Genomic DNA, 17,074 nt, shown 5'->3' with positions numbered 1-17,074 from the left:
GATGTTTCACGTGAAACCACCAGAGACTGATCCGGAAGAACTGGCCACTCCCCCGTCCGCAGCTGAAGCGATCTTCGGCACCAACCTGGACATGGCGATCGCGTACCACCGTTCACTGGCGACGGACGGCGCGGTCCGGGGCTTCATCGGCCCCCGCGAGATTCCGCGGCTGTGGGACCGCCATATCCTGAACTGTGCGGTGCTCGGCGAGATCATTCCCCGGGTGGACGGGATCCGGGTGGCGGACATCGGCTCGGGTGCGGGACTTCCCGGGATCCCACTCGCCCTCGCGCGACCGGACCTGGACATCACTCTGATAGAGCCGCTGCTCAAACGGTCGACGTACCTCTCCGAGGTCGTCGACGACCTCGGGCTGGAAAATGTCACCGTCGTCCGGGGTCGGGCCGAGGAGAAGGCGGTGCGGGAACAGGTCGGTCGGTTCCGGGTCGTCACCTCGCGGGCTGTGGCTCCTCTCGGGAAGCTCGCGGGCTGGTCGCTCCCCCTCGTCGCCCGCGGCGGCGAGATGATGGCGCTCAAAGGCTCGTCCGTGCGGGAGGAACTCGACCGGGACGCACGGGAGATCAACCGGGCCGGAGGAGGGCCGGCGCGGATCGTCACCGCAGGTGAGGGTGTGGTCGACGAGCCGGCGACGGTCATCGTCATCCCGAGACGCAGATGACCGGCCGGCACCGGTTCAGGTGGTGCCGCTCCGGTGGATGTGTCATTCGTGAGACACTAGTGTTGAACTGACGGCGGGACGGACCACGGGCTGAAAACCCGGGAACCGAATCGCCGTCGCGGGGTGCCCGACTTCGGGCCCCGCGCGCAGGACCTGCGAATTCCGGCAATGAAAAGGGGAAATGACGTCCATGGACGACAACTTCTGGGACGACACACCGATCGCGGCGGCGGCTCAGCGCGCCGCCAAGGTGAAGACCCCGAACGCCTTTTCCCTGCCACATCCGGAGCGCCCCAGGATCTTCACGGTCGCCAACCAGAAGGGCGGCGTGGGAAAGACCACGACCTCGGTGAACCTGGCCGCCGGACTCGCCCTCTGCGGCATGAAGGTTCTCGTGGTCGATCTCGATCCCCAGGGGAACGCCTCGACCGCCCTCGGGGTGGAACACCGTGGTGAGGGCGTGTTGTCCAGTTACGAGGTGCTCCTGGGTGACTGCACCCCCCTGGAGGCGATGCAGACGTCCACCGCACACGAGAACCTCAAGTGCATCCCGGCGACGATCGACCTGGCGGGATCCGAGATCGAACTGGTCTCCATGGTGAGGCGCGAGTACCGGCTCGCGGATGCGCTGAATGAGAAATTCATCGTCGATCAGGGATTCGATTACGTCTTCATCGACTGTCCCCCGTCACTCGGGCTACTCACCATCAACGCCATGACGGCGGCCCGGGAGGTGCTCATCCCCATCCAGTGCGAGTACTACGCCCTGGAGGGTGTCGGGCAGCTGCTCAACAACATCACGATGATCCGGGACTATCTCAACCGGGATCTGCATGTCTCGACGATCATGCTCACGATGTACGACGCGCGGACGAAGCTCGCCGAACAGGTCATGGAGGAGGTCCGTTCCCACTTCGGGGACGTTGTGCTGCGTTCGGTCATCCCCCGCTCCGTGAAGGTCTCGGAGGCCCCCGGATACGGTCAGACCGTCCTGGCCTACGACCCCGGTTCCCGGGGCGCGATGGCCTACCTCGATGCCGCCAAGGAGATCGCCAACCGAGGCGACTATCCGGTCACAGCCGACTCGGGAGCGGTCGGCGTCGCTCCCGAACGGTCCGGTGACGCGCAGCCACCCCAGAACGGCGGCGCACGGTGAACGAAGTCGGCGAAGAACGAAATCCACTCCTCCAGCAGAAAGGTTCCGGTCACACCATGGCACAACAGACCCGCAAGGGTGACAGCCGCCGCGGCGGCCTGGGGCGTGGTCTCGCTGCGCTCATCCCGGACGGTGCATCCCCGGCCCGGCCCAGGTTGGGCGACGGGGCCGCCAGCATCCTCATGGGTGAGCGCACCCCGGGCGGGGAGAACGCCGCCGGGGAATCCCCGTCGGCTGCCCGGCGGTCGTCGGGTCCGTCGAACAAGGGAAACAAGGGGCCGACAGCCGCATCCGGAACACCGGACAGCGGTCACTCCGTCGGTGCCGTCTACCGGGAGCTTCCGGTCACTCAGATCATGCCGAATCCGCATCAGCCGCGGACGGTGTTCGAGGAGGATGCGCTCGAAGAGCTCGTCCACTCCATCCGTGAGTTCGGACTCATGCAGCCGATCGTCGTCCGTCGGGCACCCGACGACGGTGGTTGGGAGATCATCATGGGCGAGCGCCGCTGGCGGGCGGCGACCCGTGCCGGGCTCACAGAGATCCCGGCCATCGTTCGGGACACCGACGACGGTTCCATGCTCCGGGACGCGCTCCTGGAGAACATCCACCGCGTCCAGCTCAACCCCCTGGAGGAGGCGGCCGCGTACCAGCAGTTGCTGGAGGAGTTCGGCGTGACCCAGGCCCAGCTCGCCGACCGGATCGGTCGGTCCCGCCCGGTGATCACGAACATGATCCGCTTGCTTGCGCTGCCTGTGCCCGTCCAGCGCAAGGTCGCCGCCGGTGTGCTCTCCGCCGGGCACGCCCGCGCTCTGCTGGGACTCAAGACCGGTGCCGACGCCCAGGCCCAGCTCGCCGACCGGATCGTCGCCGAGGGGCTTTCCGTGCGCGCGACGGAGGAGGCCGTCACGCTGCTGAACAGGGGCGACAAGGTACCCGAGCGCAAGGCGAAGGAGAAGCCGGCGCCGCCGGAGTTCGCGACCCACGCCGCGGACAGCCTCGCGGACCGTCTGGACACCCGCGTGACCGTGAGTGTGGGTAAGCGCAAGGGGAAGATCATGGTCGAGTTCGGGGATCGGGAGGATCTCGAACGGATCATGGGGCTTCTGCAGGCCGGCAACGGGTAGACCCTCCGGAAGAATTTCAGGGTGCCGGCCATGATTCCCTCGCTGTACGCGGTGACACCGGACACGGTCTGTCTCATGCACGCCGGTGCCCGCGCGAGCGTGTTCTGGGAACTCGATCCGGGGACCGCGGCGGAGGTCACCGCCACCGGTTCGGCCTCCCTGGAGAAGGAGGCGTGGATCCATCGCGTCCTGGCGGAACAGGGTGGCTGCGGTTACAGCATCGGCGCGGTCGAGGAATCCGAGGCGATAGCGAGCGTCCTGTTCTGCGCCCCCGAGGACGCATCCGGGACGGTCCAGTTGCCGACCGCACCGGTTTCACCGGATGCGGTGCTGTTGAGCTCACTTTTCATCGACGAGCGGTTCGGGGGAATCGGGCTGGAAGCGGTCCTCGTGAACGCCGTCGTGCTGGAACTCACGCGACGGGGGGTGCGGGCCGTGGAGGCGTTCGCCGTGCGTGACACCGCTCCCGACGCGCCTCCCGGGGCAACAGGGGCGGTGGAACCGGAAGTCGGGGACGATGATGCCTTCCGCTGTCTTGTTGCGCGGGCCCGCGACGTCGGACTGCTGCGGTACGCGGTCCTCGAGAGCGTGGGATTCGACGTGATCGCCGATCACGAGCTTCTCCCCCGGATGCGGCTGTCGCTTCCCCGGGCGGAGCACCTCCGGATGGAGGGAGCCGAGGCCCCGACACTCGTGACGACCCCGGGATAGACAAGAGCAGGCCCGATCAGTACCGGCTTGGGGAACCTGGTGCTTTCCTCGATCGGACGGGACGGTGCCCACCGCTGATCAGAGCAGTTCCGACTCGAGGATCTCGCTGAACTTGTAGGTACCGGTGGGCTGATCGTCCCGATCCATCAGGTAGAGCCGCTTGACCGCGACGACGATGGACTCCGCGATGGCGTCACGCTGCGCGGAATCGGTGAGGATGGAGACGTCGTGCGGGTTGGAGAGATAGCCCGCGACGAACTCGACGCAGGTCATCTCGCTCAGTCGCAGGAGATCCCACGTCCGCGCGTGATTTCCGCAGTTGATGAGCTTGGTTCGTGTGCTCACCTCCCGCTGGATCAGCCCCGACAGCTTCTCCCCCATCAGCGAGGAGGAACCGTGCTGCGAGCCGAAGTAGAACGACGCGCAGCCCGAGGCCTTTTCGTTGGGGTAGTGGTCCAGCTGCAGGCAGAGCATGAGGTCGGCGCCGAAGGCGTTGGCGATGTTCGCCCGCTGGTCGTGACTGGGATCGTCCATGCGTGGCCGGGAGATGATCGTCTCCATGCCCGTCGCGACCATGCGGCCCTCGAGGCGGGTGGCGAGGTCCCAGAGGATCTCCTCCTCGGTGATGTCACCGAACCTTCCGGGCACCGTGCGTCCCTTGTTGGCGCCGCCCAGGCCGGGGTCGATGACGACGCGTTTCCCGGTGAGTTGCGGACCGGCGAGGCGCACCTGCTCCCGTTCGAGGATGGCGTTCGGTGAACCACCGGTGATGCGGCGCCCGAGATAGCTGAGGGCCCGGATCGTCTTCGGGCCGCAGATCCCGTCGCTCTCCAGCCCGTAGTTCAACTGGTAGTTGGCGACGGCGTCGTAGGTCGCCTGGCCGTAGTGTCCGTCGATCCGGTCGGTGTAGAACCCCAGCTCGAGCAGCTGGCGTTGAAGCTGGTTCACGTCGTCGCCGACGAGGACGTTGTTCGGGTAGAAGGAGAGCACCCGGGCGCCGAGCGTGTACGTGGCCTCGCGGAGTTCACGCAGCGTGGATTCACCGATCTCCCCGGAGGCCATGATCCCCCGGGTCTGCTGGAACTCCTGGACGGCGAGGGCGAGGTCGGCGTCGTAGAGGGTGTCCTTCTCCTCGAAACGTTCCGAATCTCTTCCTCCGACGTCTCCTGCGTAGCCCTGAATCAGGCCGAGTCGGGCCAGGGTGGAGCGCACCTCTGCGACACGGGGGCTTCGGTCGCCCACCCGCAGTTTGTCTGCCACGATATCTTCGTCCTTCGTCCTACGTTCTCACATCTGTCGGGGTGCCAGGGAAAGCTGCGCCCACAGATCTGACTATTGCTCCTGTCGGTGACTTCAGGTCAGATTACCAGTTAAATCAGGCTCTTCAGCTGGGACACGATCTCGTGCCGGGGTCGCGGTCGGTTGAATTCGGCCACCTTCTTTCCCCCGCTGAAGAACATCAGGGTGGGGATTGACATGATCTGATACCGGGCCCCCAGACCGCGTTCGGCGTCGACGTCGACCTTCGCGATGACCGCCCTGTCCCCCATCTCCTCGGCGACCTGGTCGATGACCGGTGCCAGTTTCCGGCACGGTCCACACCATTCGGCCCAGAAGTCGACCAGGACCGGTTTATCGGCCCTGAGGACCAGCTCCTCGAAGGTGCTCTCGGTGACGTTGACGGGTTTGCTCATATCTCTCCTCCGGTGTGGTGGCGGTGTGCGGAACAAGGATTAAACCGTGATTCCCCGGGGGCGCTCACCCCGAGAATACGCCGCTAGGGCCGGTGGCCGCAGCGGCACGGAGCGATCAGAGCGCGGGTGCGGCGGTGAGGAAATGTTCGGCGTCGATGGCGGCCCGGCAACCGGAACCGGCCGCCGTCACCGCCTGCTGGTAGTGGCTGTCGACCAGATCGCCGCAGGCGAAGACCCCGGGGACGCTGGTTCGGCTCGAGGGATGTTCCACGGTGACGTACCCGGCGGGGTCGCAGTCGATCTGATCGGTTACCATCCCGGAGCGCGGGTCGAGACCGATCGCGACGAACATGGCGGTGACATCGAGACGGGAGCTTTCCCCGCTCACCGTGTCGGCGAGCTCGAGGCCGGTGACCTTCTGCTCGCCGTCGACCCGGGTGACCACCTTGTTGGTCAGGAATCGGATCTTGTCGTTGGCCCGTGCCCGCTCCTCCATTATGGCGGAGGCCCGGAATTCCTCCCTGCGGTGCACGATGGTCACCGAACTGGCGAAGCGGGTGAGGAAGAGCGCCTCCTCCATCGCGGAGTCACCGCCGCCGATGACCGCGATGTCCTGGTCCCGGAAGAAGAAGCCGTCACAGGTCGCACAGGAACTGACGCCGCGGCCGAGGAGTTCCTGTTCGCCGGGAACCCCGAGGTAGCGGGGGGCGGCACCCATAGCCAGGATCACCGTTTGTGCGGTGAATTCCTCGTCGCCCACCCACACCTTCTTGACGTCACCGGTGAGTTCCATCCGGTCCACTAGGTCCTGGCGCAGATCGGCACCGAAGCGTTCCGCCTGACTCCGCATCTGTTCCATCAGCTCCGGGCCCATGATCCCCTCGGCGAAGCCGGGGTAGTTCTCTACCTCAGTCGTGGTCATCAGCGATCCGCCGTACTCGATGCCCTCGAAGACCAGGGGCTTGAGTTCGGCGCGGGCCGCGTAGATCGCCGCGGTGTAGCCGGCTGGGCCGGAACCGACGATGATGACGTCGTGGACTGATGGGGTGGTGGTCATGGAGATCCTCGTGGGGTCGACGGTTGGTGTCGGCGTCGATTGTAGGCGGGCCCCGTCGGCTCGTCCGCGGGTCCCCGCCGGTGTCAGTCCTCCGGCTCCGTGAGCAGTGCCTTCAGCGTTGACCGTGCCCGGGCACGCCGGGACTTCACGGTTCCGGGACGGATCTTCATGATCGCCGCGACCTCATCGACCGGTAGGTCGGCGAGGTCCACCAGCAGAATCGCCTGGCGCTGATCCTCGGGGAGCTGTCCGATCGCGTCGCGGAGCGTGATCGCGAGATCCACCTGTCCGAAAGGTTCTTCCGTACCGAGGAGCCGTTGGGCGACCTCTGAGGCATCGAGTGTGGTGAACTCCCGTCGGCGGAATCCGACCCCGAGATGGTCGTAACCGGAGTTGACCACGAGCCGGTGGAGCCAGGTGGTGAGGGCTGAATCCCCGCGGAACTTCGACAGGTGCCGACTCGCCCGCAGGAGGGCGTCCTGGACGATGTCGTCCGCCTCGTCGTCGGAACGTGCGTAGCGTCGGGCCACCCGCCACAGGCGGGCGCGGTGTCTCCTGACTATCTCCGTGAAGGCGGCGTCATCGCCGTCGATGTACGCGTCGACGAGGGCGCCGTCTTCGGCCGCCCGGTGGAGGCGGACGCCGGGGCGGGTGCGTCGACGGGGCAACGGGCGGCGCGGCGCGCCAGAGATGGTGCCGGCGCCGGGTACCCGGTCGTTTTCCACGGGGCCGCCGCCGCCGGCGTGCGGCGGCGAACTGCGGGGAACGGCGTCGCCGCCGGCATCGGTGTTCCCCATGAGGCCTCTCCCCTGCTCATCCGCGAGACACCGCCGGGAGGTACGTGGAGCTGGTTCATCGCATCCGTCGATGCGCGTACCGGCGGTGGAGGACCATTATCCATCGAGTGCTGCACTTGCGATAGGTTTGGGGCGGAAATGACCGGTTCGGGGGTAGCAGAACAGCTTATTCGGGGGTACACGCCAACTCCGGTGTCAGCGTGGAACGGTGGCCCCGCGGTCGGAGACCGGGACGCCCCGGACCGAGATCTCGGAGACCTCGGCCGCTTCCGGCATGGGCAGTTCCCACACCCAGACCAGGATCCGGGTGAAACCCGGGCCGTCCGTCGAGGGATCTGTCGTGGCTATGGTGTTCCTGCCCGCGTCGAGCCGGGCCCCGCCCAGCTCCACGGCTCGGTCGAGGGAGACGAAGTCACCCTCCGGAACCCCGTAGATCCGGATTCCGGTGCCGGGTCGCCCGACCGTGACAGCGACCTCACCGATCCTCGTGGGTCCCGCGAGATCCACGAGGAGACCGACACCGGGTTTGAGTCCCGCCGGGGGTGTCGCGAACTGCTGGAGGTAGCGGTCGGTCCGCCACGCGGTGGCCGGATCCCCGTCCACGGCGAGCGGGGCGAGATCCGGGTTGTCCTCGGTTCCCGGCACCACGTCGCCCGGTTCCCACTCGACGGCCGTCGTCACCGGGATGTCGGTGATCTTGCCCGGCTTCCCGGCACCCCGCGCGGCGGACGGTGCCACCGAGGCGATGGAGTCGCTGTTCACGGGGGATTCCTCCCGGTCACCACCGAAAACGCTCGCTAGGTAGAGCGCCGCAACCGCGATGATGACGACGAGGGTGACGGACAGGGCCGCGATGGCGGCGATCATCCGGCCGGAGTATTCCGCACTACCGAAACCGGAGGTGCTCGCTGGTTTCGGGGTTCGTTCGTCCTCGACCACCACCCGGGGAGCGGAGGAGTCGTCGCCGTCGTCCGACAGTCCGACCTCCCTGAGGCGTACGGCGAGGTCCCCGGCCTTCGGTTGCTGGACGTCGCTCGACCCTGAGCGACCCGCGATCCGGGCCGCCTCGGACAGTTCGGTGATCGCCTCCGGCCCGTTCTTCCCGACGAGGAGCGCGAGTCCCGCTCCGATGCTGTCGAGGTCCTCCGCGACCGATGCGTCCGGGAGGACGGCCGGAAATGCGAGGACCGCCCTTCCCGAGGTGTCGATCCGGATACGGGAACGGTGCTCCAGCCCGAGCGGCTGATGTTCGGCGTGGGCCGCGGCGGCCGCATCCGCGAGATAACTGACGGCGAGTGCCGCGGCACGGGGATCCACCTCGCCCTCGGCGACGGTGACGAGTGCGGAACCCGGGACCCAGTCGGCGACGACCAGGCAACCCGCGCGGTAGGACGACACTGAGATTCCCCGGGCGATTCCCGTGCTCCCGAGACGGCCGAGCAGTCGGGTCCGGCGGGCGACCTCGCGGGCGGTGGCGGCCGATTCGATCGGGCTCGCCGGTGCGGCCGGAACCTGACCGGTCGTGTCCACGAACACCAGGGCGACCTCACGGCCGGTCGCGATCTCCCGGGCCTGCCAGAACCGCGCCCCGGGCACGCTGCCGTGGTCGGCGAGCAAGCGGAAACGGCCGTCGGATACGGGGGCCCCTGGGACCAGGCGCGGTCCCCGGACGACACCGGCGGACATCGGCGGCGGCACCGGGGAGGCGTTGAAGGGTTCGACGGTGATGATCTGGGAGGAGATCTCCTCCGGGGTGGCCTTCTCGACACCCTCCCCGCTGCGGGCGCTCGCGGTGATGAAGCGACGCAGAACCGGTATGCGGCCCAGCAGTCCGCCCATCGAGCGGACCTCGGGTAGTCCGGAGCGGGACAGCACGAGCCCGGTGACGATGAGGAAGATGATCCCGGCTACACCGCAGCGGAGGAAGAAACCGATGCTGCCCAGGGCGTCGAAGATCCCGGTGGCCAGGTGGACCAGCACCGAGTCGAGGCCGAGGGCCACGAAAGCGCCGATGAGGGAGGAACCGAGGGCCCATGCGCTCGTCCGCAGGATGGACAGACCGTTGAGGGAGCCCAGCTTGCGGTGCAGCAGGAACGCGCCGATCACCGCGCCGGCCGCGAAGCCGAAGCCGTTGGCCGCGCCGAGCAGGATGACCACCCGCGACGGGGAGGTGGCGACCACCGGTGCCAGGAGGCTCAGCAGTACCTTCGTGCCCGTGATCCCGGCGATGATGAAGGTGGGCGTCCACGCCTGTTCCCGGGCGTAGAAAACGCGCAGGTGCAGGAGCACGAGCGCGTACGGAAGGAGGGTGAACGCGGAGAAGCTCAGCGTCCAGCCGAGGATGTCCGCGGAGTTGCGGCTGAACAGTCCGTAGGCGAACAGGGCGTTGGCGATCTGTGTGCCGAACGCGGTGAAGAAGACGATCACGGGGATCATCGCCACGAAGGTCAGCTTTGTCGCGAGGGTGAGGTCACGGACCACTGCGGCGTCGTCGCCGTCCGCGGCGTTCCGGCTCAGACGCGGCATGATCGCGGTGAGCAGGGTGACGCCGATGATTCCGTAGGGCACCTGGAGCAGGAGCCACGCCTGCTGGTAGATCAGGGGTGCGGAGTCACTCGAGGCGGACGCGATCCGGGTGACGATGATGTAGCCGGCCTGTGAGATGGCGACGTACACGATGATCGCCATCGCCATGCCGCCGAACTGCTTGAGCCGGTCGTCGATACCCCACAGGGGCCGGAGATCGATGCCCGCGTCCCGCAGGGGCTTCACCATGACGAGTGCCTGGACCACGACGCCGAGGGTCGTTCCGACACCGAGCAGGAGCACGTGCGGGTCGGTCAGGGAGACCTGTTCGTCGGGAGCGAGGCCGCCGGGGAGCGTCCAGTAGAGGGCCAGCACGGCCAGGACGACGACGTTGTTCGCGACCGGTGCCCACGCCCCCGGTTTGAACACCCCCTTGGTGTTCAGGATCGCCATGAAGAGGGAGAAGACGCCGTAGAAGAAGATCTGCGGCAGCAGGAGATAGGCGAACGCCGAGGCCTGGGAGAGGTTGACCTCACCGTCCCTGCCGAGCGTGAGCGTGGCCAGTAGTCCGGCGGTGCCTACCGAGAGAACCGTCACCACGGTCAGCAGCGTCGCCGACAGGGTGAACAGTCGCCGGATGAAGGCGGCACCGTTGTCCGGGTCCTCCTTCTCGGCGCGGACGAGGACGGGGACGACGAGAGAGGTCAGAACGGCGCCGAGCACGATCTCCGTGATGAGGTTCGGGAGTGTGTTCGCCGTGTTGAAGGCTGAGCCGACCGCGGTGCCCATCGTCGCGCCGATGGCCGCGTTGCGGAGGAAACCGGTGATGCGGCTGATGAGTGTCGCGACGGCCATGGAACCGGTGGAGCGGACAACCTCGGAGTCGGTGGCCTTGCGCCCCGGCCGCGGGGCCACCGCATCTTCCGTCCCGGTGTGTCGTCGCTCGATCGCGGATGTCCCGGCCGTGCGTATCTCGGTCGTTACGCCGCTGTTCACAGCCGCGGGAGCGAGGGTCAGACGGGACAGGTCAACCACCGGTTGGCGGGTGCCGGTGGCCGGCCGACTCACGGGTACCGGTGCGGGCGGTGACGGCGGGATGATCCGGTCACGCTGGCCCGTGGAGGCACCGTCGTCGGACCCGTGTCCGGGTGCGTCTCGGTCGGGTTGGTCGGAATCAGCTGAGTTCACAATCCCCATTGTCTAACAGGATCGTGTGGAAGGAGGTAAACGGTCGCCATCCGGGCGCGGCGGATCCCGCCCGGGGAATCCCCGGGCGCCACCGTGGTTTCCCGCGGAATCCGGTGCGGGGGACCATTCGGAGGAGTGGTGCGGGGACTGTTCTACCTCTGGCCGACGGTGCCCCGTGCGCCCCGGATACGACGCACGATCTTCGTCTGGATGAGTCGGATGATCAGGGCGATGACCAGAGCGCCGATGATGAGTCGTCCGAGGAGGCCGATGAGCGGCCCCTGTGTCTGGACGGTGATCTCCACCGGGTCGCTGACCACGGAGCCCTGGGAGCCGGACAGCCGCAGCATCAACGTGACCTTGTCCGGTTCGGTCGGGAGGTCAGCGGTCATCTGGGTCATGATCGATCCCTTCGCCGGGATCCAGAGCTGATCGGGTACGTGCACGACACTGCCGGGCGGGCCGTGGTAGCTGATTCGACCGTCGACGGGTAGCGGCAGTCCGTTGCGGGCGACGATGAGTAGCGGAGAGGACTGGGACACCCTGGTGTAGACGTATCCGGGCGGCAGGAGCGCGACCGAGGACTGCAGCCTCTCGAGCATCTCCCTGTTGAGGGTGAAGATGCGGTTCGCGTGGGCGGTCGCGGCGGCGTACTCCTCCGCGTTACGACGGCCGATGACGGTGAGACCGCGCAGCAGATCGAGCATCAGGGGGCGCATGAATTCATACCGGGTCAGCGCGATGCCGGGATCATTCACCATCAGCTGGGTGAGGTCGTTCATGTAGTTCGACTGCTGTGTGGCTGCGAGCACCTCGCCGTCCGACGGTACCGACGGGTCCGGGAAGGGGGCCCCGAACCGGCTCTCCCCCCGTTCCGCATCCGCGGACTCCGTGGACCGGGCCAGGGCCGCCTCCGTGTCGGCATCGGGGGTCGTGGCCTCGTGGAGACTCAGGGGGCGTGCCTGACCCGATTCCAGGAGCCGCGCGACGGTGGCTAGCAGCTCCGCACTGTCCGCCGGCGCGGTCGGTGCCACCGGCGGGACGACGAGGACCGGTTCCGGTGCCTCGGGTACCGGCGCACCGTCGCCTGTGGGGACCGCCTCCCCACGTGCGGCCTCCACCGCGAGCCGGAGGGCGGTGGTTCCCGTGGTGAGCCTCGCTCGGTCGGAGTCGAGGTTCGGGTCGTGTCGTGTCTCGGGGTTGCTGTATCCGACTGTCAAGGGTTCCGGACCTGTCGCTGCGAGCGTGGCGGCGAGTGAACCCTGATAGGTCACTCCGGTAACTCCTGCGCCGAGGCCCGCGAATCGCCCACTCGTTGGTGCGTTCCAGACGCTGTTGTCGGTCACGAGGACCCGGACCCCCGCGGCCGGCGCCGGGATTGGTTCCAGGGGATACGGGTCCGGCATCGCCGGATCCTCGAGTGCCGCGGTGTCTGTGGAACGCCGGACCGTGGGCAGCTCGTTCCGCTGCAGATTCTCCCAGGCGGATTCGGGATTGACCGTGTCCTCCGCTGCCGTGGTGTCCGCCAGGGGAAGCCAGGCGGCTGTTGACTCGGTCACGTAGCCGGACAACGGGATCACGAGGTTTTGTTCGGGTTCCGTGTCCAGGACCCGGGCGACGACTGACGTGCCACGGGACAGAGCCTCACGCACGAGCCACTGGTTGCCGGTCCGGGTCACCGCGTTGATGTCGGTGCCCGCCCACGGCAGTGCCACCGTGCAGCCCTGTCCGGCCGCAGCCCGGAGCCGGTTCAGCCATTCGTCCGCGGCGGCGGCACCCGCGCCCGGTTGTTCCGCGTCGGGCGGGATCGAGTCCGCCCGCCAGCTGTCGCGGAGCCGTCGGGTTCCGGACACCGGGCTGGGACGTTCAGCGGCCACGGTGTACCCGTCACGCATCCGGTCGACGACGTCGATCAACTGGGGGTCGACGGCGAGGCAGGTCGCCTCCCGGAGGGCGGAACCGGATTCTCCCGAGGTGGCGTCGACGTAGGTGTCGAGGAGTTGGTCGAGGCGGCCGCCGTCCTGCAGTTGCGCCGCGAGGTCATCGTTCTCGAGCAGAAGTGGTGCGGACAGCGGTGCCTCACCGGTCTCCCCCGCCAGGAGTCCGGTGGGGGCGGTGAGGGGCCACAGCATGGTGATCCCGGGTGCGACGGAGGGGTGTGGGGCCGCGTCGGGATCGTCGACCGCCAGCAGGAAACGCTCGGATGTGAGGTATCTGATGATGCCCTCGCCCGGTCGACCGTTCAGGTTGATCATCACCGGGTAGACGCCGGGTTCACCGATGCCCAGGCCAGCCGGTGAATCCGGCGTGGTGTCGAGGGGCAGTCCGATCGTCACCGAAGCGCCGGGACGCAGCGGGGTCGGCACGTCGGTGAAGGGGCCGGTGTAGCCGTAGGCTGACTGATCGTCGGTCAGCGCGAGCCGTGCCGCGGCGGTATCGGCGACTGCGTTGGCGCGCTGCAGACGAAGTGATAAGTCCTCTACCACTTCATTTGATCGATTCACGATGGTCACGCTGACGATCTGTTTCGTCCCCAGACGGAGGTTCTCCAGGGGCGACTCGAGTCTTATCCCGATATCGCTCGCCGCGTCATCTTCGCGAACGGAGGGATTCCTCCACTGGGCCGTCATCTCATCCGGGAGACCGACCACTGACCGTCCCTGCGCCGCGGCGATCGTGGGGTGACCGGCTGGACCGACGGTGGTCGCGGCGAGTAACCCGGCGGCGAGCAGACTACCGCCCAGGGCACGCACCCGGCGGCCGGGGACTCGTCCCCGGTCACCGCCCGTCGGGTGGGTGACCGCGGAGCGGGGAAAATCTGACGAAATCACCGGGGGGTCCTTCTCCCCTCCGACTTTTCCCGTCGGGCGAGATCGGGAAGCATGTCGTGCGCGCAGCGCGCCAACTTGCGTTCATCCGCGTAGGCCAGTCGCTCGATGAGCTCGCTGGTCGGCACCCAGGTCACCTCCGTGACCTCGGGATCCTCATCGTTGAGATCTCCGTCGAGATAGCGGAGCAGATGATGGTGCACCGTCTTGTGGATCCGTACCCCGTCGGAGACGAACCAGTAGTCGATGACACCGAGTTCCGCGAAAACCTCACCGGAGACCCCGGTCTCCTCCCAGACCTCGCGCTCAGCTGTCGCGGCGTGCCCTTCGCCGGGTTCGACGTGGCCCTTCGGCATGGACCAGAGCAGCCGACCACGCCGGTCCAGGCGTCCGATCAGAGCGACATAGATCCGGCCCAGATCAACGGTGCCGTCCTCCCGGACGGATTCAGCCAGACCCGACACGACGAGCCCACCGGCCGATGTTTCGTCATTCGTCTGCATCCGGGGCCGTGGGCTGTGCGTACGGGACGGTGCACCCGGCCGGCTGCGACGGCCCCCCTTACGGTTTCGGGTGCCCTGATCGCGCCGTCGGGTGTTGCCCCGGTCGGTGGATTTCTCCGACTGGGTGTTCGGTCCGCCTCCGCCGTTCTTCTCCGCCGCGGACCCCGACCCCTGCGAGGGGCTGGCTGTGTTCGTCTTCTTTCCGCGGCCGCGCCGCCGGCGACGCGGCCGCCTCCGCCCGGCGTCGGTGGAGCGTCCGGCTTCACCGGTGCCGGAGGCGTTGTCCGATGGGCCGGGTGAACCCGCCGCACCCGCAGATTCAGGGTTCTTCGGAGCGGGCGTCGGGCTTTCGGTCCGCGGTTCCGCTCCGGTGCCGGTGTTCCGCGGCTCGTTCTGCCGGGCACGACCATGCGAGCGACGCCGCCGACGGCCACGCCGGCGACGTCCGGGCTGCTTCTCGGCGTGCTGCCGCTCGCTGTCGCTCATATCCCACGATCGTAACCCGCCGGACACCCGCGTGGTACTCCGACCCGCTGCGGCCCGGATCCCGACGATGCCCGGGGTCTCCCCCGGTCCCGCCGGTGCCCTCCGCCGCCGGCGTTCCGGGGTATCGGTACGCCGGGTAGACTCGACCGGGTGAAAAACGAGGAAGCAACAGGAAACCCCGCTTCGCGTCCCGGGAGCGACAGCACCGACATCGGCGCGGTCTCGGCGCTCGTGGACGCGGAGAAGGCCCTCGACGAACTCCGGCCCGTGCTGCAGCCTCTGGCGCAGCGTTTCGCCGACCGTGGTGTGGCGCTCTACCTCGTCGGCGGGTCGGTCCGGGATGCGCTGCTCGGTCGACTCGGAACCGACCTCGACTTCACCACTCCCGCCCGTCCCGATCTCGTCCGGACGATCCTCGACGGCTATGCGGATGCCGTCTGGGACACCGGCATCGACTTCGGCACCCTCTCGGCGGAGAAGGACGGCAAGCAGATCGAGATCACGACGTTCCGCTCCGACACCTATGACGGGCAGAGTCGGAATCCCGAGGTCAGCTACGGTGACACCCTCGACGGGGACCTGATCCGTCGCGATTTCCGGGTCAACGCGATGGCGGTCGAGCTGTTCCCCGACGGTTCCTTCCGGTTCCACGACCCCGTGGGTGGACTCGCCGATCTCGCGGCGGGTGTTCTCGACACCCCGGCTACACCGGAACAGAGCTTCAACGACGACCCGCTACGGATGCTTCGTGCGGCCCGTTTCGTCTCCCAGCTGGACTTCCGGCCGGCCGAACGGGTGCATGCCGCGATGAGCGCCATGGCCGGCCAGATCGGCCGGATCACCGTCGAGCGCGTACAGGCGGAGCTGGACAAGATGATGCTCGGTCGGGTCCCCTGGCTGGGTATCGATCTGATGGTCGACACCGGTATCGCGGACATCATCTTCCCCGAGATCCCCGCTCTCCGCCTCACCCAGGATGAACACCGCCAGCACAAGGACGTCTACGCACACTCGCTGCAGGTACTCCGCCAGGTCATGGACAAGGAGGAGAGCGGGCCCGACCTCGTCCTCCGTTGGGCCGCGCTGCTCCACGACATCGGAAAACCCGACACCCGGGCCTTCACCGGCGACGGAACGGTCACCTTCCACCAGCACGAGGTTGTGGGGGCGAAACTCGCCCGGCGTCGCCTCCGGGCGCTGAAGTATCCGAAGCACGTGATCAACGAGGTCAATCAGCTCGTGTTCCTGCACATGCGGTTCCACGGCTACGGGGAAGGCCGTTGGACCGATTCCGCGGTGCGCCGCTACGTCACCGATGCCGGGGACCAGCTGCAGCGACTGCACAAACTGGTCCGTGCGGACGTGACCACCCGGAACCGTCGGAAGGCGAAGCGCCTCGCCCGGACGTACGATCATCTCGAGGAGAGGATCGCGGAGATCGGAGAGAAGGAGGATCTCGCCCGCGTCCGACCGGACCTGGACGGCAACGAGATCATGCGGCTGCTCAACATCTCCCCCGGTCCGGAGGTCGGCCGGGCATGGTCATTCCTGAAGGAACTGCGCCTGGAACGCGGCCCCCTCGAACACGATGAAGCGGTGGAGGCACTTCTCGCCTGGTGGCGTGGGGAGAAGGATGGGTCCGCGGCACCGGACACGACGGAGGATCGAGACAATGAGTGAGCTTTTCGGAGACCGGCTCTTCAACGCCCTGGAACGCACCGATCCCGCGCCCGGTATGCTCCTCGTCGCAGCTCCCGGGCTCGTGGCGGGTGAGTTCACCCGGAGCGTGGTGTTCGTCATCGAGCACGGCGAGACCGGAACCTTCGGCGTGAACCTCGTGGCGCGCAGTGAGGTGTCCGTCGACGAGGTCATGCCCGAGTGGCTCGCGATCACCGCCAAGCCGAAGGCTCTGTACATCGGTGGTCCCCTATCCCGCGACACGGTGCTCTGTGTCGGGGTCACGAAGAACGGGATCGATCCGGCCGGCAACCCGCAGTTGACCCGCTGCGCGAACCGTATCGTGTACGTCAACGGCGCCGCCGATCCGGCGGAGCTCGCCACCGACGTCGATGGCGTCAGGCTCTTCGCCGGTTACGCCGAGTGGGCGCCGGGCCAGCTCGATGAGGAGATCGCGCGGGGCGACTGGTTCGTCGCGCCCGCTCTGCCGGGTGACATCCTCGCCCCCGGTCCGGCTGATCTCTGGAGCGATGTCATGCGTCGACAGCCGACACCTTTGCCCGCTTTCGCCACGTTTCCCGTGGATCCGAGAGACAACTGACGCAACGGACTGGCTGGTGTTCGTCGATGTTTCACGTGAAACCA

13 protein-coding genes are annotated in these 17,074 nt (G+C 67.6%); 6 read left to right on the top strand and 7 right to left on the bottom strand.

Annotated features, from left to right (window positions below):
- The first annotated feature begins 1 nt into the window (after position 1).
- The 4 genes from rsmG (at position 2) to JDV75_RS08130 (ending at position 3,673) form a co-directional block, all read left to right on the top strand.
- Positions 2 to 679 (top strand): 16S rRNA (guanine(527)-N(7))-methyltransferase RsmG, encoded by a 678-nt coding sequence (gene rsmG, locus JDV75_RS08145; protein WP_198738770.1) that lies wholly within the window; start codon positions 2 to 4, stop codon positions 677 to 679.
- A gap of 190 nt (positions 680 to 869) precedes the next feature.
- Positions 870 to 1,835 carry a ParA family protein gene (locus tag JDV75_RS08140; protein ID WP_198738769.1) on the top strand — a complete coding sequence of 322 codons (966 nt, stop codon included), beginning with the start codon at positions 870 to 872 and terminating at the stop codon, positions 1,833 to 1,835.
- Between the two features lie 56 nt (positions 1,836 to 1,891).
- Positions 1,892 to 2,962 carry a ParB/RepB/Spo0J family partition protein gene (locus JDV75_RS08135; RefSeq protein WP_198738768.1) on the top strand — a complete coding sequence of 357 codons (1,071 nt, stop codon included), beginning with the start codon at positions 1,892 to 1,894 and terminating at the stop codon, positions 2,960 to 2,962.
- Between the two features lie 30 nt (positions 2,963 to 2,992).
- Complete coding sequence (locus tag JDV75_RS08130) at positions 2,993 to 3,673, top strand: hypothetical protein (protein WP_198738767.1); 681 nt, start codon at positions 2,993 to 2,995, stop codon at positions 3,671 to 3,673.
- Positions 3,674 to 3,751: 78 nt separating this feature from the next.
- Here the strand turns inward: JDV75_RS08130 and JDV75_RS08125 are convergent, their stop codons facing one another.
- From JDV75_RS08125 to JDV75_RS08095, 7 genes are all read right to left on the bottom strand, one after another.
- Positions 3,752 to 4,933 carry an N-acetylmuramoyl-L-alanine amidase gene (locus JDV75_RS08125; RefSeq protein ID WP_198738766.1) on the bottom strand — a complete coding sequence of 394 codons (1,182 nt, stop codon included), beginning with the start codon at positions 4,931 to 4,933 and terminating at the stop codon, positions 3,752 to 3,754.
- Positions 4,934 to 5,043: 110 nt separating this feature from the next.
- On the bottom strand, positions 5,044 to 5,367 hold the full coding sequence (trxA, locus tag JDV75_RS08120; protein WP_198738765.1) for a thioredoxin: 324 nt from the start codon (positions 5,365 to 5,367) through the stop codon (positions 5,044 to 5,046).
- Between the two features lie 115 nt (positions 5,368 to 5,482).
- Positions 5,483 to 6,424 (bottom strand): thioredoxin-disulfide reductase, encoded by a 942-nt coding sequence (trxB, locus tag JDV75_RS08115; protein ID WP_198738764.1) that lies wholly within the window; start codon positions 6,422 to 6,424, stop codon positions 5,483 to 5,485.
- Between the two features lie 83 nt (positions 6,425 to 6,507).
- Positions 6,508 to 7,221, bottom strand: a complete 714-nt coding sequence (locus JDV75_RS08110; RefSeq protein WP_198738763.1) for an RNA polymerase sigma factor — start codon at positions 7,219 to 7,221, stop codon at positions 6,508 to 6,510.
- A 195-nt stretch (positions 7,222 to 7,416) separates the two neighbouring features.
- Positions 7,417 to 10,944, bottom strand: a complete 3,528-nt coding sequence (locus JDV75_RS08105; RefSeq protein ID WP_198738762.1) for a murein biosynthesis integral membrane protein MurJ — start codon at positions 10,942 to 10,944, stop codon at positions 7,417 to 7,419.
- Between the two features lie 143 nt (positions 10,945 to 11,087).
- A complete protein-coding gene (locus JDV75_RS08100) occupies positions 11,088 to 13,766 on the bottom strand; it encodes a hypothetical protein (RefSeq protein WP_198738761.1) in 2,679 nt (892 codons plus the stop codon).
- Positions 13,763 to 14,752, bottom strand: coding sequence for an NUDIX hydrolase (locus JDV75_RS08095; RefSeq protein WP_198738760.1), 990 nt, complete (start codon positions 14,750 to 14,752; stop codon positions 13,763 to 13,765). Before JDV75_RS08095 ends, JDV75_RS08100 begins: the two co-directional genes overlap by 4 nt.
- Positions 14,753 to 14,962: 210 nt before the next feature.
- Between JDV75_RS08095 and JDV75_RS08090 the strand changes: the two genes are divergently transcribed.
- A complete protein-coding gene (locus JDV75_RS08090) occupies positions 14,963 to 16,432 on the top strand; it encodes a CCA tRNA nucleotidyltransferase (protein ID WP_336244329.1) in 1,470 nt (489 codons plus the stop codon).
- Positions 16,425 to 17,030 carry a YqgE/AlgH family protein gene (locus tag JDV75_RS08085; protein WP_198738758.1) on the top strand — a complete coding sequence of 202 codons (606 nt, stop codon included), beginning with the start codon at positions 16,425 to 16,427 and terminating at the stop codon, positions 17,028 to 17,030. The genes JDV75_RS08090 and JDV75_RS08085 overlap by 8 nt, the downstream gene beginning before the upstream one ends.
- The last annotated feature ends 44 nt before the right edge of the window (positions 17,031 to 17,074 follow it).

Origin of the sequence: Corynebacterium meridianum, assembly GCF_016342265.1 — a bacterium.
Lineage (GTDB): Bacteria > Actinomycetota > Actinomycetes > Mycobacteriales > Mycobacteriaceae > Corynebacterium > Corynebacterium meridianum.
The sequence above is the reverse complement of the archived record's forward strand: the minus strand, read 5'-3'. Positions and strand labels throughout refer to the sequence as shown.